We start from the raw sequence: 18,373 nt of genomic DNA, 5'->3' as shown, positions 1-18,373 counted from the left end.
CTCTCCTGACGTCCTTAAAGTCAGGCGTCAGGTTACGCAATCGCTCCCAAACCCTCCACGGTTTCCTGCGATGAACCTTTTTTTTGCCCGTCGTTTCCCGTTGCAGCCCGGCAAGCCCGCCATCAGGGCCTGAACGCCGCGCTTGCGCCACAGCGAAGTCTACCGCGTCGCCAGCCATCCTCCCCCGAATCGCCGCGTTGTTCGGCGCCGGACCTCGTTTCCGTCATTTCGATCATCGACTGGCCGCGCCGCCGGCATGCCCGCGCGGTGTGCGCCGATCGTGCGGCAAATGATGCTCCCCGTTCGCCGGGGACCCCCTATGCAAAAGTAGGGGGGTGACCCATCCCGGCCTTGCGCGCGCGTCCGCAGAATGCCGGTACGGGCCGTGAAAGCTTCGCGGCCCGCGTCTGCAGCAGAGCATGACGTCCAGCGCGTGTCGCTGGCGGACCCCTTGGATGGAGGTCATATGTTCAGTACCCGCGCGTGTTGCAGCAGTGTGGCGGCACTGTTGCTCCTGATGTGCGCCGTTCCCTCGTTTGCCCAAACGTTTCGCGTTCAATGTCCGTTCACCACGCCGTCCCATCCGACGGCGCTGCCGGCCGGCGGTGCGGAACCCGCCTACACCGGACCGTCCTTCACCGGGCTGAACTCCACGCCGACCGGTATCGTCAACGGCGCCATCAAGTGTCAGCAGATCTCGGGCGGTGACGGGTACGCCACCATGGCCGACGGCACGCAGACGTACCTGTTTGCCTTCGGCCCGTTGTCCGGCATTGCCGACATCCAGGCCGGCCGCGCCGGTACGGAATTCGCATCGGTGTTCAACACGGTCGGCGATCCGAGAACCGACCCGACCTACAACGGCGCGGTCGGCCTCGTGCCCGACCCGGAATCGTCGCCGCCGGGCCAGTTGACCGGCCATGTGGATCCGCGCCCGATCATGGACATCGGCGTGATGAACGGCAACATGCCGGCGCCCGAGATGGCGATCGACGAGGACGACGAGTTCTTCCTGACGCTCACGAACGTCGGCATGATCATGCGCCCCGACCTGTTCGAGCAGCACACGGTGCACTTCCACGGTTATCCGAATGCGTCGTCGTTCTATGACGGCGTGCCGGATGCGTCGGTGGCGATCAACATCGGCGCCAGCTTCACCTATTACTATCTCGCGCCCGATGCCGGCACCTACTTCTGGCACTGCCACATCACGCCGCCGGAGCACCTCCAGATGGGGATGGTCGGCCAGATCTTCGTGCGGCCGCGCCAGAACCGGGTGCCGTCCGGCCATTCGCTGTACGCCGCGCTGGTGGCGCAGCAAGGCGATCTTCGTACGCGGTGCGGCAACGACATTCTGTGCTCGACGCCGCTGCCGCCTTCGAATGGCGTGCTGCACGTCAACGACAAGAGCGGCAAGCCGACGCTCTACGCGTACAACGACGGCGACGGTTCGACTGCATACGACGTCGAGTATCCGGTGCAGATCCACGGCTTCGATCCGAACTTCCATTTCGTGGGGATGACGTTCAACCCGGAACCGTTCACCGACATGAAGGACAAGTACTTCATGCTGAACGGGCGCAGCTATCCGGACACGGTGACCCAGGGGCCGATGCAGACCCCGGTGGCCGACGGCACGGCCCATGTTTCCCAGCCGCTGCCGACCATCATCAATATCCCGGCCGGCGGCCGCGCGCTGCTCAGGATTTCCGATCTCGACGTCACCGAATTCCAGACGCTCGCGTCGCTGGGCGTGAGGATGCACGTGATCGGCGTCAACGCCCGGTTGCTGCGCGACATGGCCGGCAACGACATGACCTACTACACGAACTCGATCACGCTCGGCGGCGGCGAATCCATCGACGTGATTCTCGATGCGAGCGACACGACGAAGTACGCGCCGGGGTCGGTCTACTACCTCTACACGCCGAATCTCGATCACCTGTCGAACGACGCCGAGAACTTCGGGGGGCTGATGACGGAGGTCCGCATCTGCCCGGCCGCGCTCAACCCGGCTACGAAGTCCTGCATCTAGGAGAAATATCGTGGGCCACTTCACTCATGACATCCGGACCGCTATGTGCACGGGTGCCGGACGGCTCGTACGGCTCGCCGTGGCAATGCTTGCCGCATTGCTCTGCGGGCCGGTTCTGGCCGCCGCGCCGGGCATCACCGGCACGCATTTCGACCTGAGCGCGGAAGCGAGCCGCATCAGCCAGCCGGACGGCACGAGCGTCTATTCGTGGGGCTACGGCTGCCGCACGGCGCCGGCGGGATTCTCGCCGGCGGGCATCACGGGGGCGAACTGCCCGAGCATGCAGATTCCCGGGCCGACGCTGATCGTGCGACAGGGCGACGTGATCACGGTGACGCTCACGAACAACCTGCCCGCGGCCGCGGGCAACACGTCGATCCTGTTTCAGGGATTCCAGGTGTGCGCGGCGGCGCTCAATCCCGACGGCTCGTGTCCGGCCGCGCTCACCGGCGTGCCCGGGCTGCTCACGCGCGAGGCGTCGCACGGCAACACGGTCACCTACAGTTTCGTCGCGGCGACGCCCGGCACGCATGCCTACTACAGCGGCACACGGGGCGACCTGCAGATCGAGATGGGCCTCTATGGCGCGATCATCGTATTGCCGACCTCGGCGCCGGGCGTGCTGGCCGTGCCGGCGGGATGCCGCGCAGTCGGCGCGACGCTGCCCGACGGCCAGCCGGACTACCGCAACGCGGCGGCGGCATACAACCATGTTTCGGCGTGCTACGACCGTGAGTATCTTTTTCAGTTCTCCGAAATGGATCCGCGCATCCATACGCAGGCCGAGCAGGAGGCCGCGAAGACGTGCACGCTGCCGACGGGCTGCATGACCGTCGAGACCGAGCCTTATCATCCCGCGTACTTCATGATCAACGGCCGCTCGATGCCGGACGACATGGATCCGAACTATGCGATGCAGTATCCGCATCAGCCCTACAACGGCAATCCGCACATGCACCCCGGCGAGCTGGTGCTGTTGCGAATCATCGGCACGGGCCGCTGGCAGCATCCGTTCCACGAGCACGGCAACCACGTCCGCGTGCTCGCGCGTGACGGCAACCTGCTGCTTGCCAAGACGGACGCGACCAAGGTCGCGGGCCCGCTGCTGTTCACCACGACCACGACGCCGGGCGAAACCCTGGACGGCATCTTCTACTGGACCGGCAAGGGGCTCAACTGGGACGTCTACGGGCACAAGCCCGGCGACGGCAGCGTCTGCATTCCCGATGCGAACGGCTACTACACCGCGGACCCGACGGCGCCGAACTACTACGAATGGTGCGCGGACCACAACAAGGCGCTCGAAGCGCATCCGTTCGGCAACGTCGGCAGCGGCGGACCGGTCACGCTGCCCGACTCGCACATCCTGACGAACGGTGCGTGGTATGGCGGCAGTCCCTATCTCGGACCGGATGCGACGATTCGCGCGACCTCGCCGACCGGCACGACGCCGCCGAGCGGCACGATCGCGAATCCGCCGGGAAGCGAAGCGGGCTTTGCATTCATGTGGCATTCGCACAATGAACGCGAGATCACCACGAACAACATCTTCCCGGGCGGAATGATGATGATGATGCTCGTCGATCCACAAGTCTTCGTGATCAACGAAGGCAACTAGAGGCGGGGAGAACGGAAATGCGATTCATCCAGTTCAAGGCGACGTTTCTCCGCCTGGCCAAGGCGAGCCTCGCCGCGTCGATGCTGCTGGCAGCGAGCGAGGCATCGCTCGCCCAGACCGTGAACCTGACGGCGAAGGCCGTGACTGCCACGATGCCCGACGGCGAGATCGTGCCGATGTGGGGCTACACGTGCTCGGCGGCCGCCGTGGCGCCGGCCACCTGTGCGGCGGCCAATCCGGGCGCCGGATCGGGCTGGTCGCCGGTGGTGATCACCGTGCCGTCCGGCGCGTCGCTGACGATCAAGCTCACGAACAGTCTGCCGGCCTCCGTGCCGACGTCGCTCGTGATCGTCGGCCAGCTGGGCGGCGGTCTCGGCAAGACGGCGACGTCGACCCCGAGCCCCGTGCATCCGACCCAGACCTCGACGACCTGGCCGATCGCCGGCACCGGCAGCGGTGCGACGTTTACGCCGCCCGCGCAAGGGCCGCGGGTTCAGTCGTTCTCGACCGAAGTGGCGCACGGCGCGACGACGGCGTTGACGTGGAACAACCTGCGCCCCGGCACCTACCTGATCGAATCGGGCTCCCATCCGTCGATCCAGGGGCCGATGGGCCTCTACGGCGTGCTGGTGGTGAGCACGCCGCCGGCGTCCGCAACGTCGCGACCGGTCGCCTATCCGGGCGTGCCATACGATGCCGACATCCCGCTCGTGCTGAGCGAAATCGATCCGGTGCAGAACGCCGCGGTCGCCGCGGCCGTGGCGACGACCGGCTTCAGCGAAACCAAGGTATGGTCCGGCCTTTCCGGTGGCTGCGGGGATTCGCACTCCTCATCGTTCGGCACCTGCTATCCGCCGGCCGTGAACTACGATCCGCGTTATTACCTGATCAACGGCGTCGCTTTCGATCGTACGCATCCGGAGCGCTCGTCGTTCCCAGCAACGGCTTCCGTGTCGACCGGCCAGGTGCTCCTGCGCTTCGTCAACGCGGGCCTGCGGATGCACGTGCCGTCGGTGGTCGGCGCGCAGAGCGGCACCCCGCAGGTCTCCGGCTTCGCGCTCGTCGCCGAGGACGGCAATCCGCTGCCCGGCAATCCGCGCGTGCAGTCGTCCGTGTTCCTGGCGGCCGGCAAGACTTACGACGTGATGATGACCGCGCCGGGCCTGAATGCGCCCGCGCTGCCGGTGTTCGACCGGCAACTGAGCCTGTCCACCAACAACCAGCGCGACGGCGGCATGCAGGCATATCTCAGCATCAACAACGGCGCGCTTCCCTCCGCAGGCGGAGGCGGCCAGAACGTCGTCGCCAATCCCGACAAGTACTTCCTCGTGGCGGGCAACACGCTGACCGTGGCGGACCCCGGGAAAGGGGTGATCGCCAATGACGTCGGCGTCTATGGCGTGCAGCTCGTGACCAAGCCGGCCAACGGCACGGTGACGCTGAACCCGGACGGCACGTTCAGCTACGTGCCCAATGCCGGTGCGACGTCGGACAGCTTCGTGTACCAGGCGAACGGCAATCCCGCGGTCACCGCGATGGTGACGCTGGCCGCGTGCACGCAAGCCGCCGGCTGCCTGTCCGGGCCGCCGGTCGCTCACGACGACAGCTACACGAGCAACATCGCGTCGCGGCTGCAGATCGGCGCGCCGGGCGTGCTTGTCAACGACACGGACCCGAGCGGCCTGCCGCTCACCGCGGCAGTGGTGCCGGGCAGCGTCAGCGGCGGCACCGTCACGCTGAATGCGGACGGTTCGTTCTCCGTGACGCCGAGCGCGCCGCCCGTCGGCGCCGCGACCGCGGGCGTGACCTTCAAGTATACGGCGGTCAACTCGCAGAACACGGCGAGCGCCCCGGCGAACGTTGCGGTCACGTTCAAGGGCGGCAGCGGGCTCGCCGTGAAGGTGCTGGACGGGCCGAGCACGGCACCGGGCAAGACGCCCGTGCAGCTCACCGACTACCGCTGGATCATCGAGGAAGACCGCACGTTCCAGATCGACCCGGCCTGCCAGGTGAACACGACACCGCGCCCCGCGAACTGTCCGCCGCTGCCGGTGCCGAGTCTCGGCACCAGCTTCCATACGAGCTACATGCCGGTGGTCGCGGCGGGTTGCGTCGGCACGGTTGCGTGCGAGTCGGGGCAGACGGTGTTCGATCCCGCCACCAACACGCATGTGCCCGCGGTGTGCGACATCGGCGACGGCGCATGCCGCACGAGTGCCGCGCAGCAGGTGCCGGTCGATCCGAGCCAGGTGTCGCTCGATCCAACCAAGCACTACTACATCTCGATCCTGCCGGGCGATGCCGGTAACAGTTTCTCGAATGGCGGCGGCGCCCCGAAACCCGTCGATCCGAACAACCCCACCGGCGCGATGCGGCAGTTCGACATTTCAAAGGATTGCCCGTCGGGCCCCGGCGGCGCGGATTTCGCGCCGGGCACGGGCACCTGCGGTCATACGATGGGCGGCGCGCCGATCGCGCCGGCCCAGAAGAACGTCAACGTGCTCGTGCAGGAGACGCCGTTGCAGACCGCGAAGATCTCGGTATTCGTGTTCGAGGACGACGCGCCCGTCAACGGCGAAGTGGACGTGAGCGGCGGCAACGACGCCTTCGGCAGCGCGCATGAGCCGGGTCTCGGCGGGTTCGAGATCAAGCTGTTCGACGATGCCGGCGGCACCGGCGACGCCACCGGGCAGATGACCTACGACATGTTCAACATGCCGCTGTCGAACTCGCTGCAGGGCACCCGCGATCCCGCCACGGGCCTGAACGCCTGCCCGATTTCGACGACGTCGACCGACGGCCTCGTCGGCATGATCCCGACCTGCCCGAAGTACGAGTCCGACGGCAAGACGCTGTCGCCGCTGGTTGGCCAGGCGGTCATCGCGAACCTGATGCCGGGACGCTATGGCGTCGTCGCGACGCCGGGCGCCGACCGGACCGGCCGCGGCGAGGAATGGCTGCAGACCAACACGCTGGACGGACAGAAGGCGCACGACGCGTTCATCAAGGTCGGCGGCCCGTCGTACTTCCAGGAGTTCGGGCCCGCGGGCTTCCACGTGTCGATCGGCTTCGCGAATCCGAAGATCATCAACGACCGGCTGCCGGTGGTATGCGCCGGCGCGATCTGCAACAACTCGGTCGCCGGCCGGATCACGAATCTGCACTACAGCCGTCCGCCGAACGAGAACCTGTACGGCTCGGGCTCGCGCGATTCGCTCGGCTTCACGCAGTGCTACGTGAGCGTCGGCGATACCGACGGCGAGGACATCGCCTTTACCAAGTGCAATCCCGACGGCACGTTCAAGATCAGCGGCCTGCCCGACGGCACGTTCCGCATCACGGTCTTCGATCAGTGGAACGACCAGATCGTCGACGGGCTGGCGACGGCGACGCAATTGAAGGGCGGACAGTCCAAGGACCTCGGCGATATCCCCGTGCTGCAGTGGCACACGAATCTGTACACGCGGACCTTCTTCGACCAGAACGGCGACGGCGTGTCGCAGGACAGCGAGCCCGGGCTCACGCTCGTGCCGACCAACATCCGTTTCCGCGACGGGAGCTATTCGAATTTCAACAACACGGACCTGAACGGCTTCGCCGGATTCAACGAAGTGTTCCCGCTGTTCAACTGGTACGTGGCCGAAGCCGACACGACGCGCTACAAACAGACGGGCGTGCACGTGGTGTATGACGCGGGCGGCCCGGTCGACGGCACGCCTGGCGGCGGCAACTCGAACATCGCGGCGAATTTCGCCAACACGATCGAATCCTCGACCGCGCATCTGCCGACGAACCTGCGCGTGCCGGGCGCCAAGTATTGCAACGACGCGGATTGCACCGACCAGTCCGGCACGAACCCGTCGACCGCGCGGATCGACCCGCCGTGGGTGACGACCGAAGGCTGGCAGGGCTTCTCCGGCCAGAATTCGTTCATCGAGTTCGGCAAGAAGCCGTACGGGCCGACCGAGAACGGCGGCATCAAGGGCGAGGTGATCTACGCGTCGACGCGGCCGTTCGACGACCCGGCGCTGCTGATTCACACGAGCTGGACGCCGAACATTCCGAACGTGACGGTCAACCTGTACCGGGAGGATACGGCGACGGACGGTACGACGACGCTCGCGCTCGTCGACACGACGAAGACGAGCAGCTGGGACGACTGGGCGCAGGGCTTCCGCTCCGACGGCATTCCGAACATGAACTGCCCGGGGCAGGAGGCGAGCGACCCGTTCTTCTATACGTTGAAGAACAGCCCTCAGTGGCTCGACCCGACGCATCGCGCGTTGCCTGCGAATTCGCAATTCAAGTGCTATGACGGCATGCATGCGTTCAACCAGGTGCAGCCGGCGCCCTACGACGGGATGTACCAGTTCCCGAGCGTGACGACGCGCGATCCGTCGACGGGCCTGCCGACGGGCACGAACTGCACGATCTGCGTGGCGAATCCGTCGGGCGACGGCACCAAGATGCTGCCGACCGGGAAATACGTCGTCGAGGTGGTGGTGCCGCCGGGCTACGAGCTCGTGAAGGAGGAGGACAAGAACATCCTGATCGGCGACAACTACATCGCCCCGGTGACGCAGCAGTTCGGCGGCCTCGGCAACATCTTCATCCTGCCCGACCAGGCGGCGATGAATTCGACCTTCAACCCGAACAATGCGCAGAATCCGACGTCCGATCTCGGTTCGACGCCGCGGCACGAAGGCGACACGGGCAGTGTCGAGACCTTCTGGCCGTGCGTCGGCGCGCTGCGCATCGTGCCGGACTACATCAGCCTGTTCCCGGGCTCGAAGGAGGTCGCGCCGTTCGCGGGTGCCTCGCGGCACCTGTGCGACCGCAAGGAAGTCACGCTCACGAACGAGATGTCGGTGCTCGCCAAGTTCTGGCTGTTCAGCTCGACGCATGTCGCCGCGCACTACACCGGCTTCATGCTCGACGACTTCTCGTCCGAGTTCGATCCGTACTCGCCGCAGTTCGGCGAGAAGTTCGCGGTGCCGAACGTGCCGATCTCGATGAAGGACTTCGCCGGCAATGAAGTGGCGCGTACGTATTCGGATTCGTGGGGCATCTTCAACGGGCTGAACTATTCGACGTGGCAGGTCAACCCGCCGAACCCGACCGGCTACGCGCCGACGATGATGGTCGCGTGCATGAACGATCCGGACATGCCCGACCCGGCGCATCCGGGGAAGACGATCCGCGATCCGATGTTCAACCCGGCATACAGCCAGTTCTGCTACGAGATCCCGTTCATGCCCGGACAGACCCAGTACATGGACACGCCGGTGGTGCCGGTGCAGGCGTTTGCGTCCGGCTACAACCCGCCTGACTGTGCGTACCCGGACGGCACGCCCGCGATCGCCAGCGTGACCGGCGACTCGAGCGGCGGAGGGGCGGGCCCGTGGGTCAGCACGGTCGGTCACCAGCTGACGATCAAGGCGCTCGGCGACCAGGTCGTGCCGAACAACGCGTACAACGGGCCAGCCGCGACCGCCGCGCCGTTCAACCAGAAATTCGTCAAGCGCCACTATGGCTTCGGCGCGACGCAAGGGAAGGTCACGATCGGCGGCCACGTAGCTTCGGTGCAGTCGTGGACCGACTCGGAGATCCATGTCGTCGTCACGCCGCTGATCGGCTCGAGCTGCACCGTCGACCAGCGCGGCGTGCTGACGCCGGCGTCGTGCGGCGAACTGGTCGTCACGACCGCCAGCGGCAAGAACACGATCGATACGGTCACCGTGACGGTGGGCGGCAAGGCGCCGACCTACGTGAACGGCGAGAACGCGACCAACGACGCGATCCAGACCGCGATCGACAACGCGACCCCGGGCGACCTGATCATCGTCGGTCCGGGCACCTACAACGAAATGGTCGTGATGTGGAAGCCGGTGCGGCTGCAGGGCGTCGGCGCCCCGTCGGTCGTGATCAACGCGAACACGCATCCATCGGGCAAGATGGACGCGTGGCGCAGGAAGGTCGACTGCCTGTTCGGTGTCGCAATGAACGGCGCGATGATCTCGGCATCGAACCCGTTCGATCCGACCGGCACGTACACGTGCCCGACGGCGATGCAGCGCAAGGTGGACCCGATCCCGTTCGAGCCGACCGTGGGGTGGGACTCGAACCTGAACGGCAACCTCGGCGAAATGCTGCTCGAGCCGACGCTGATGGGCGCGTACGAAGGCGCGGGCATCACGGTGCTCGGCAAGGGCGTGCGGGACGTGCTGGTGGGCGGCGTGCCGCAACCCGACCCGAACTGCACCGCGAACGGCATTTGCGTGCCGCTCACGGGCCCGACGCGGTTCCAGCCGAACCCGCCGGATTGCCGGAATAACCCGAGCAACTTCCTGTGCAATCCGTCGCGCATCGACGGCATCACGGTCACGAACAGCTCGCAAGGCGGCGGCGGGATTTTCCTGCACGGCTGGAACCATCTGATGGAGGTGTCGAACAACCGTGTGTTCGCGAACGCGGGCACGCTTTCCGGCGGCATCTCGGTCGGCCAGGTCGAGGTCCCGGACGGCACGATCGCGGCCGACGGCATCACCCAGCTTCCGTTCGGCTTCAACAAGGCCGTGAACGTGCATCACAACTCGGTGACGTCGAACGCGGCGTACGGCGACGAAATCAATTCGAGCACGCCGTCGTCGGCCGGAGGCGTGGTGTTCTGCTCGGGCGCCGACAACTATCACTTCAACTACAACTGGGTGTGCGGCAACATGAGCAGCGGCGACGGCGGAGGCGTCGCGCACTTCGGCTTCAGCTACGCCGGCGACATCTCGCACAACTGGGTGCTGTTCAACCAGAGCAACAACCCGACACTGCCCACCTACGGCGGCGGCATCATCGCCCAGGGGGTGCCGCCGGACGGCACCTTCTGCGAAAACTCGACGGTCGACGTGGACTGCGCACCGCAACTGTCCGACGGTATCGGGCCGCGGCTCGTGATCGACGGCAACCTGATCATGGGTAACACGGCGGAGAGCGGCAAGGGCGGCGGGTTGCGGCTGCAGCAGGTGAACGGCACGGACGTGGAGCGCAGCCCCAACAATGCGGCGAATTGGTACACGGTTCGCGTGATCAACAACATCATCGCGAACAACGTGGCGGGCTGGGGCGGCGGCGGCGTGTCGCTGCAGGACGCGGTGCGCGTGAGCTTCGTCAACAACACGGTGATGTCGAACGACGCGACGGCGTCCGCCGGCGTGCTGTTCAACACGGATGCGGCCACCCAGGCGAACGTCGGGCCGCCGAACTGCACCACGGTCGGCGCGCAAACGACGTGCAATCCGATCACGACGTCGACGTACCAGCCGGCCGGACTCGAGACCGCGCGGCATACGGCGAACTTCATCGCCGCGTTCACCGCGCCCGGCGTCGCGTGTCCGGCGGGTCTGCCGAACTGCACGACGTTCTCGAACCCGATCCTGACCAACAACGTGTTCTGGCAGAACCGTACGTTCTTCATCACGGTGTCCGGAGTGAATCCGAACATCCCCGGGCTGCAGAACACGGTTGCGCTGAACCCGACGTTGAACCAGGCCGGGCATGCGACGGGTTATTGCGATCCGAACGCGGTTTATTGGGACATCGGTGCATATGGCGACACGGGCCCGAGCAACCATCAGTCTGGTCTCACGCTGAGCCCTCAGTACTCGATCCTGACCGATGCGGGCGACTACCCGGGCGCGAACAACAGCGGGGCCAACCCGTCGGTCGTGAGCCAGTACTGCAATGGCGCGCGCGTGCCGCCGGAAGGAGGCGGAAACGGCTTCGCAGTGCCGCCCGGCATCTCGGACACTGTGCTGCCGAACCCGCTGTTCAGCCTGCTGCCGTCGGCGGTGCCAGACGAGGGCAATCAGTGGATCAACATGTCGTACGGCCCGCTGTCGCTGTTCAACATGTCGATCGTGTCAGGCGGCTCCGGGTATGGCGTGCTGCTCGGCAACTACTCGCCGCGCGCAGGTTCGCCCGCGATCGACGCGGGAACGCAGTCGGGTGCGCCGAATCATGATTTCTTCGGCACGACGCGTCCGCAACAGGGGAAGTACGACATCGGTGCGGTCGAGTTCTTGCCGTCCGGGCTCGTGGGCGGCCTGCCGATCGATCCGCTGGCGCTCGGCACGGTGCTGACCGACGGCGTGGGTGGCCTGCCGCTCACCCCGCTGGTGACGCTACCTTGAATGGAGAAGGCAATGAACCGTTCACGTTTGTTGCGCCGGCGGCCGGCGCTTTGCGCAGTCGCCGCCTGCGTTGCCGCCGCCGCGCTCGCGGGGCCGGTCGCGGCCCAGCAGGCGGCGACTGCGGGGGCCGGCGCCAAGCATTCGCCGTATCGGCCCGACCTGCCGAAGCGGGCGCGGACCTACTTCATGGTGACGCGCGGGATCGACGACCTGAAGGTGCATCGGATCGCTTCGGACAACCTGATCCGGTTCAGCTATCGCGTGACCGATCCGGTCGCGGCGAAACGGCTCGCGGACCGGGGCGTGACGCCGTATCTGTACGGGCAGACGAGTCACGCGCTGCTCGAGGTGCCGGTGATGGACAAGATTGGCCAGTTGCGGCAAAGCGGCCGGCTCGAAGCCGGCCGGGAATACTGGATGGTGTTTTCGAACAAGGGCAACGTCGTCAAGGTCGGCGAACGCGTGAACGTGATCATCGGATCGTTGCATATCGACGGGCTGCTGGTCGAATGACGATGCGGCCGCGATGCGCGGCACAGGGACAGGAGAAGACTCATGACCCGGTTTCTTTCGGTAGCAATGGGGGCGGTCTCATTGGCGGGTTTGCTTGCGCTGGCGCCCGACTCGATCGCGGCCTCGGCGGCAGGCACCGCCCAGGCCAAGGCGGCATCGGCGGGGCACGCGAGCGCCGCGCAGATCGTCGAGCGCAACGTGGCGGCGCGCGGCGGGCTGCAAGCGTGGCGCACGGTCAACACGCTGACGATGTCGGGGCTGATGGAGGCCGGCGGCAAGAAGAACACCGCGCTGCCGTTCGTGATGACGATGAAGCGTCCGCACAAGAGTCGCTTCGAAGTCCGCTTCAACGGGCAGACGGCGTTCCAGGTCTATGACGGTGCGCAGGGCTGGAAAGTCCGGCCGTTCCTCGGCCGTGACGAAGTCGAGCCCTATACGCCGGCCGAGGCGAAGTCGGCGGCGCAGTCCGCGGAACTGGACGGGCCGCTCGTCGATTACGCGAGCAAGGGCAGCACGGTTCAGCTGATCGGCTCGGAAACGGTGGAAGGACATCGTGCCTACGTGTTGAAAGTGACGACGAAAGAGCGCGCGGAGCGTCGCGTGTGGATCGATGCGGCCACGTTCCTCGAGCTGAAGATCGACGGCGAGCCGCGCGTGCTCGACGGCAGGGCGCACGGCGTCTCCGTGTTCTTCCGCGACTTCCGCAAGGAGGGGGGAGTCGTCGTGCCGCACACGCTCGAGACGGCCGTTGCCGGCGTGAAGGGCACGCACAAGTTGACGATCGATCACGTGGCGGTGAATCAGCCGGTGGACGATGCGTCGTTCGGCAAGCCGCAGCTCGGGGCGGCCAGGGTGTCGAGCCGCTAGCCGGACGATCGGGCGAGGACCGAGGCCATGAAGCGAATCGAATCGTGGGTGCTCGCCGCCTGCATGGCGGCAGCCTTGTGCGCGTGCAAGCAGGTACCGGGGCAGGGTCTCACCGCGGACCAGATCGTCGAGAAGAATGTCGCCGCGCGGGGCGGGCTCGACGCGTGGCGCAAGGTCCGGACGATGGTCTGGTTCGGCCATGTCGACAGCGCGAACGCCCCCGTGCGGGACATGCCGTTCGTCCTCGCGATGAAGCGGCCGAACAAGACGCGCTTCGAGCTGACGGTATTGAACGAGAAGAGTGTGCGCGTCTTCGACGGCAGGGAAGGCTGGAAGCTGGGCGCGAGTCCGCGGCCGTATTCGGGCGACGAGATCAGGTCGGCGCGTGACGAGCAGGTGATCGACGGGCCGCTGATCGATCACGACGCGAAGGGCGTCGGCGTGGCGCTGGAAGGGGTCGACCAGATCGGCGGCCACGATGCATACCGCCTCGCGGTGACGCTGCCTTCCGGCGCGGTTCGCCATGTGTGGATCGATGGCCGCACGTTCCTGGACGTGAAGTTCGACCGTCAGTTGCGCGGCCCGCGCGGCCTGGTCACCGTCGAAGTGAGCTACAGCGATTTCAAGGGCGTCGACGGCCTGCAGATCCCGTTCAGGATCGAAAGCCATGCGGCGGCTTCCCCGAACAGGGACACGCTGGTCATCGACAAGGTGTCGCTGAATCCGCCGCTCGACGATGCGATCTTCACGCGGCCCGCGTCGCCGGGCGGACGCCGTTCGGTCGCGATCGATGCGAGCGTGTCGCCGGCGCCGCCGCGTGCCGGCCTGCCGACGGCACGGCCATGAACGGCATCCGGCGGCGGCTGCGCGTCCTCGTGGCGGCGCGTCCGCTTGCCGTGAGCCGGAGGCTGGCGCGCTGGATGTTGCTGGCCGCGCTGTGCGCGCCCGCCGGTTACGCGCGCTGCGACGAGGTGGTGGCCGCCGAGCCTGTCGCGCCGGTCGCGCCCGTGCCCGTCGCGCGGGCGGACGCGGGCGAGGCGATCTACCAGCGCGGCGTCCTCGGTTCGGGCGCGCCGCTCGAAGCCGTGCATCCGGACGGCGTGCGCCTGCGCGGCGCGGCGGCCGCCTGCATCAATTGCCACCGGCGCAGCGGCCTCGGTTCGAAGGAAGGCGACAACACGGTCCCGCCGATCACGTGGCGCTATCTGGCGCATCCGCGCGCGCAAACCGCCGAGGATCTCGACATCCCGTACGTTGCCGGCATGCGCACCGATCGCGAACCGTACACGGAGGAACGGCTCGCACGGGCCGTGCGCGACGGAATCGATCCGGACGGCAAGCCGCTCGGCAGGCTGATGCCGCAGTATGCGCTCGGCGATGCCGACATGGCTGCGCTGACGGCCTATCTGAAGCGCCTCGATCGCCGCCGGCCGTCGGGCGTGACCGACACGATGCTGCATTTCGCGACGATCGTCACGCCGGACGCGGACCCGGTGAAGCGGGCGGGCATGCTCGACGTCCTGCAGCACTACTTCGCGGACAAGAACGCGTTTCCGTTCGGCGCGACGCCGCCGCTGCGCTCGACGCGAAAAATGATGTTCATGGTCAATCGGCGCTGGGAGCTTCATGTGTGGTCGCTCACCGGCCCGCCCGACACGTGGCATGAGCAGCTCAGGCAGTATTTCGCGCGACAGCCGGTGCTGGCCGTCGTGTCGGGGCTCGGCGGCAGGAACTGGGCGCCCGTTCACGACTTCTGCGAACAGCAGGCCGTGCCGTGCCTGTTTCCGAATGTCGAGGTGCCGGTCGAGACCGATCACGATTTCTACTCCGTGTACTTCTCGCGCGGCGTGCTGCTCGAGTCGGACCTGATCGCGAAGCGCATCCTGGACGAAGCCGGTGCGCGGCCGGTGAAGACGGTCAGGCAGGTCTATCGCGCGGGCGACAACGGCGAGCGGGGCGCACAGGCGCTGGCCGCCGCGCTGAAGGCGCACGGCATCGCGGTGTCGAATCGCGCGCTTGCGCCTCACGAGGATGTCGCACATGCGTTGCACGGGATGCCGCGCGACGATGCACTCGTGCTGTGGCTGCGGCCACCCGACCTCGCGGCGCTCGAGCATGTGCCGCCCGCGTCGGACACGGTGTTCATGTCGGGGCTGCTCGGCGGGCTCGACAGCACGCCGCTGCCGACGCGCTGGCGCGGCGTGACGCGCGTCGCCTATCCGTTCGACTTGCCCGAAGGGCGGCGCGTGCGCGTCGACTACGCGTTCGGCTGGTTCACGATCCGGCACATCCCGATGGTCGCGCCGCAGGTGCAGGCCGACACGTATCTCGCATGCGGCCTGCTCGCCGAGACGCTGAAGCATCTGGTCGATGCGTTCGTGGGCGAGTATCTCGTCGAGCGCATCGAGGACATGCTCGAACGTCGCATCCTGACCGGCTACTACCCGCGCCTGACGCTCGCGCCCGGGCAGCGCTTCGCGTCGAAGGGCGGCTATATCGCGCGGTTCGCCGGGCCGGATCGCGCGAAGCTTGCCGCCGACGGAGGCTGGATCGTTCCCTGAGCGGCCGCGCGCGTCGAGATGGAGTAGGAATCAGACCGCGAATGGAGGAAGTCTCCCCATGCCGGGTCTCGCGGACGCTTCGCACAATGAAGGCATCGCGCGACGTTCCGGCGCAGCGCGGGCCACACGGCGTGAGGAGGGAAACCGCCATGACAACGTTTCTTGTCGGGCATGACACGCGTCATCGCCGGGCGCATCGCGGCTGGATGATCGTGGTCGTGGCGCTCGCGTTGCTGCACGCGTCCGTCGGGCAGGCGCTGCCGATCTTCGCGCGCCAGACCGGGCAAAGTTGCGTCGCGTGTCACGCCGGCGGCCAGTTTCCCGAACTGACGCCGTACGGGCGCATGTTCAAGCTGAACGGTTATACGTTGGGCGAGCGCACGATTCCGCTCGCGGCGATGGCCGTCGCCGACATGAGCAAGACGCGAGCCAACAGCGACGCCAGCGGCAATCCGGTCACGCCGAAGAACGGCCTGCCGATCTTCGACTTCGCGAGCGTGTTCCTCGCCGGGAAGATCACCGACCATCTCGGCGGCTTCGCACAGTTCACCTATGCGAACTACGATCATCAGGATGCCAACGGAAAATGGAAAGGCTGGTGGGCATCGGACAACACCGACTTTCGCTTCGTCGACCGGATCATGTCTCCGGCCAACGATCTGATCCTCGGCCTGACGCTGCACAATAACCCGACCGTGCAGGATGTATTCAATACCGCGCCGGCCTGGAGCTATCCGTATATCGGCTCCGCGATCAGCCCGGTGGCCGGCGTTCCGGTCACGCCGATCATCGAGGGCGGTCTCGCGATGCAGGTCGTCGGCATGGGCGGGTACCTGTACTGGAACAAGACGGTCTATGCGGAGCTGACCGCCTACAGCACCGCCGACGGCATCTGGTCGTTCCTGAGCAAGGGCAACCACGCGGGCAACCCGGACCACCCGCAGGTCTATCTGCGCGGCTACAACCCGTATGCGCGCATCGCGCTGACGCGAGAATGGGGGCCGCACAGCCTGATGGTCGGCGCGTTCGGGCTGAGCGTCAACGTCTATCCGAACGACCCGAACAGTTTCCCGATCTTCGGCACGGGCGTGACACGCTATCGCGACTACGGTTTCGACACGCAGTACCAGTACCTGCTCGAGCCGCATACGATCACCGCGCAAGCGCGCTACGTGCGCGAGAACATTCACGATCCGAACAACTTCGTCGTGAGCGACAACACGGCGGCGAACCTGAATTCGTTGCGGCTCAAGGCGTCGTACATCTACCAATCGAAGTACGGCGTCAGCCTGTCGTTCTTCAATACGACGGGAACCGCGGACAGCGCCGCCTATGCGGCGAGCGCGAACTTCCATCCGAATACGCAGGGGTGGACGCCGGAAATATTCTGGATACCTGATCAGCACGTGCGAATCGGTATCCAGTACACGCACTTCACCAAGTTCCTCGGCGCGACGACCAACTACGACGGCAACGGACGCAATGCAAGGGACAACGACACGCTGTTCATCTATCTATGGCTGGCTTCATTCTGACACCCGGCGGGGCGACGGACATTGCGGCAGGGAGAGCGCTGACATGAACAAGGTGACCCATTTCGCTTGGCTTGCGCTGGTGCTGGCGGCATCGGGTTGTCACGACCTGGAGCGGTCGCGGGAAGTCGACAATCCGGCCGTGTCGGGCAAGACCATTGCATTGCAGGTGTGCTCGAACTGCCATGGCGCGACCGGCGTGTCGGTATCGCCGATGTTTCCGAAGCTCGCCGGGCAACGCAAGGAATACCTCGTCGACCAGTTGACCGACTTCAAGCATCACGCGCGCGCCGATCCGAATGCGAAGCGCTACATGTGGGGCTTCACGCATCTGACCGATGCGCAGATCGAGCAGCTCGCCGATTATTTCTCGAGCCAGCCGGCGGTGCTCGGCGAGGTCGGCGATCGCTTGCTGCTCGACGCGGGCAGGGCGATCTTCGTGTCGGGACTGCCGGACAAGGGCGTGTCGGCCTGTGTCGGGTGTCATGGCCAGCATGGCGAGGGCATGACCGGGTTCCCACGGCTCGCCGGCCAGCACGCGGACTACGTGATGAAGCAACTGAGGGTTTTCCGGGAAACCGATACGCGGCCACGCGGCGCGATCATGAAGTCCGTGTGCGCGAACATGACCGAACAGGACATGCGCGCGGTCGCGGCCTATGTCGAGGCCTTTCCGCCGGAAGCCGACGCACCGGCGAGCCCGGCGAGCCCGGCGGTCGAGCAATGAGCCGCCAGCGCCGAACCGGCGTCACATGCGGCAGGTGCCGCGGGGCGGGCAGACGAGCGGCGCCGGCGGCGATCGTTTAGGTGTCTCGTCTCCCCCGGGGCGGGGCGCCTCTTTTTATTTGCATCCGATGGTTCCATCCTGGTGACGCTCATGAAAGCCATTCAATCGTCACGCGGCGGCATGATGTCCGTTGCCGCGTCACTGTATCGGCTGCCTCGACGACTTCGCGCGCCGGCCGCGGTTCGCGCGTGCGGGCCGGGCGACGACCGTCCGTTCCTCGCGCGCCTGTCGGTCATCGACTGGCTGTTCGCACTGGCACTCGTGGTCGGCGCGGGCC

General features: G+C 66.4%; 9 protein-coding genes and 1 pseudogene. All 10 read left to right on the top strand.

The window, feature by feature from the left end:
• Nucleotides 1-466 precede the first annotated feature (466 nt).
• Nucleotides 467-2,035: a multicopper oxidase family protein gene (locus DID99_RS34425; RefSeq protein WP_124487386.1), complete on the top strand. Its 1,569-nt coding sequence runs from the start codon at nucleotides 467-469 to the stop codon at nucleotides 2,033-2,035.
• Between the two features lie 85 nt (nucleotides 2,036-2,120).
• Nucleotides 2,121-3,653 (top strand): multicopper oxidase family protein, encoded by a 1,533-nt coding sequence (locus DID99_RS34420; RefSeq protein ID WP_260428084.1) that lies wholly within the window; start codon nucleotides 2,121-2,123, stop codon nucleotides 3,651-3,653.
• Nucleotides 3,654-3,670: 17 nt separating this feature from the next.
• On the top strand, nucleotides 3,671-11,836 hold the full coding sequence (locus tag DID99_RS34415; protein ID WP_124668515.1) for an Ig-like domain-containing protein: 8,166 nt from the start codon (nucleotides 3,671-3,673) through the stop codon (nucleotides 11,834-11,836).
• A gap of 12 nt (nucleotides 11,837-11,848) precedes the next feature.
• Entirely contained in the window at nucleotides 11,849-12,349 is a 501-nt protein-coding gene (locus tag DID99_RS34410; protein WP_124668514.1) for a hypothetical protein, read from the top strand.
• A gap of 42 nt (nucleotides 12,350-12,391) precedes the next feature.
• A complete protein-coding gene (locus tag DID99_RS34405) occupies nucleotides 12,392-13,216 on the top strand; it encodes an outer membrane lipoprotein-sorting protein (protein WP_409362718.1) in 825 nt (274 codons plus the stop codon).
• Nucleotides 13,217-13,243: 27 nt separating this feature from the next.
• Nucleotides 13,244-14,062 (top strand): hypothetical protein, encoded by an 819-nt coding sequence (locus tag DID99_RS34400; RefSeq protein WP_124571052.1) that lies wholly within the window; start codon nucleotides 13,244-13,246, stop codon nucleotides 14,060-14,062.
• A complete protein-coding gene (locus tag DID99_RS34395; protein WP_185733859.1) occupies nucleotides 14,059-15,777 on the top strand; it encodes a c-type cytochrome in 1,719 nt (572 codons plus the stop codon). The genes DID99_RS34400 and DID99_RS34395 overlap by 4 nt, the downstream gene beginning before the upstream one ends.
• 149 nt (nucleotides 15,778-15,926) lie before the next feature.
• Nucleotides 15,927-17,312, top strand: a complete 1,386-nt coding sequence (locus tag DID99_RS34390) for a cytochrome C (RefSeq protein ID WP_185733858.1) — start codon at nucleotides 15,927-15,929, stop codon at nucleotides 17,310-17,312.
• A gap of 43 nt (nucleotides 17,313-17,355) precedes the next feature.
• Entirely contained in the window at nucleotides 17,356-18,036 is a 681-nt protein-coding gene (locus DID99_RS34385; RefSeq protein WP_124668513.1) for a cytochrome c, read from the top strand.
• 150 nt (nucleotides 18,037-18,186) lie between these two features.
• Nucleotides 18,187-18,373: pseudogene (locus DID99_RS34380) on the top strand (hypothetical protein); the annotation flags it as partial.

Origin of the sequence: Burkholderia sp. Bp8986 (assembly GCF_003854225.1) — a bacterium.
Lineage (GTDB): Bacteria > Pseudomonadota > Gammaproteobacteria > Burkholderiales > Burkholderiaceae > Burkholderia.
Note: the sequence above shows the minus strand (reverse complement) of the source record. Positions and strands in the feature narration are given on the sequence as shown.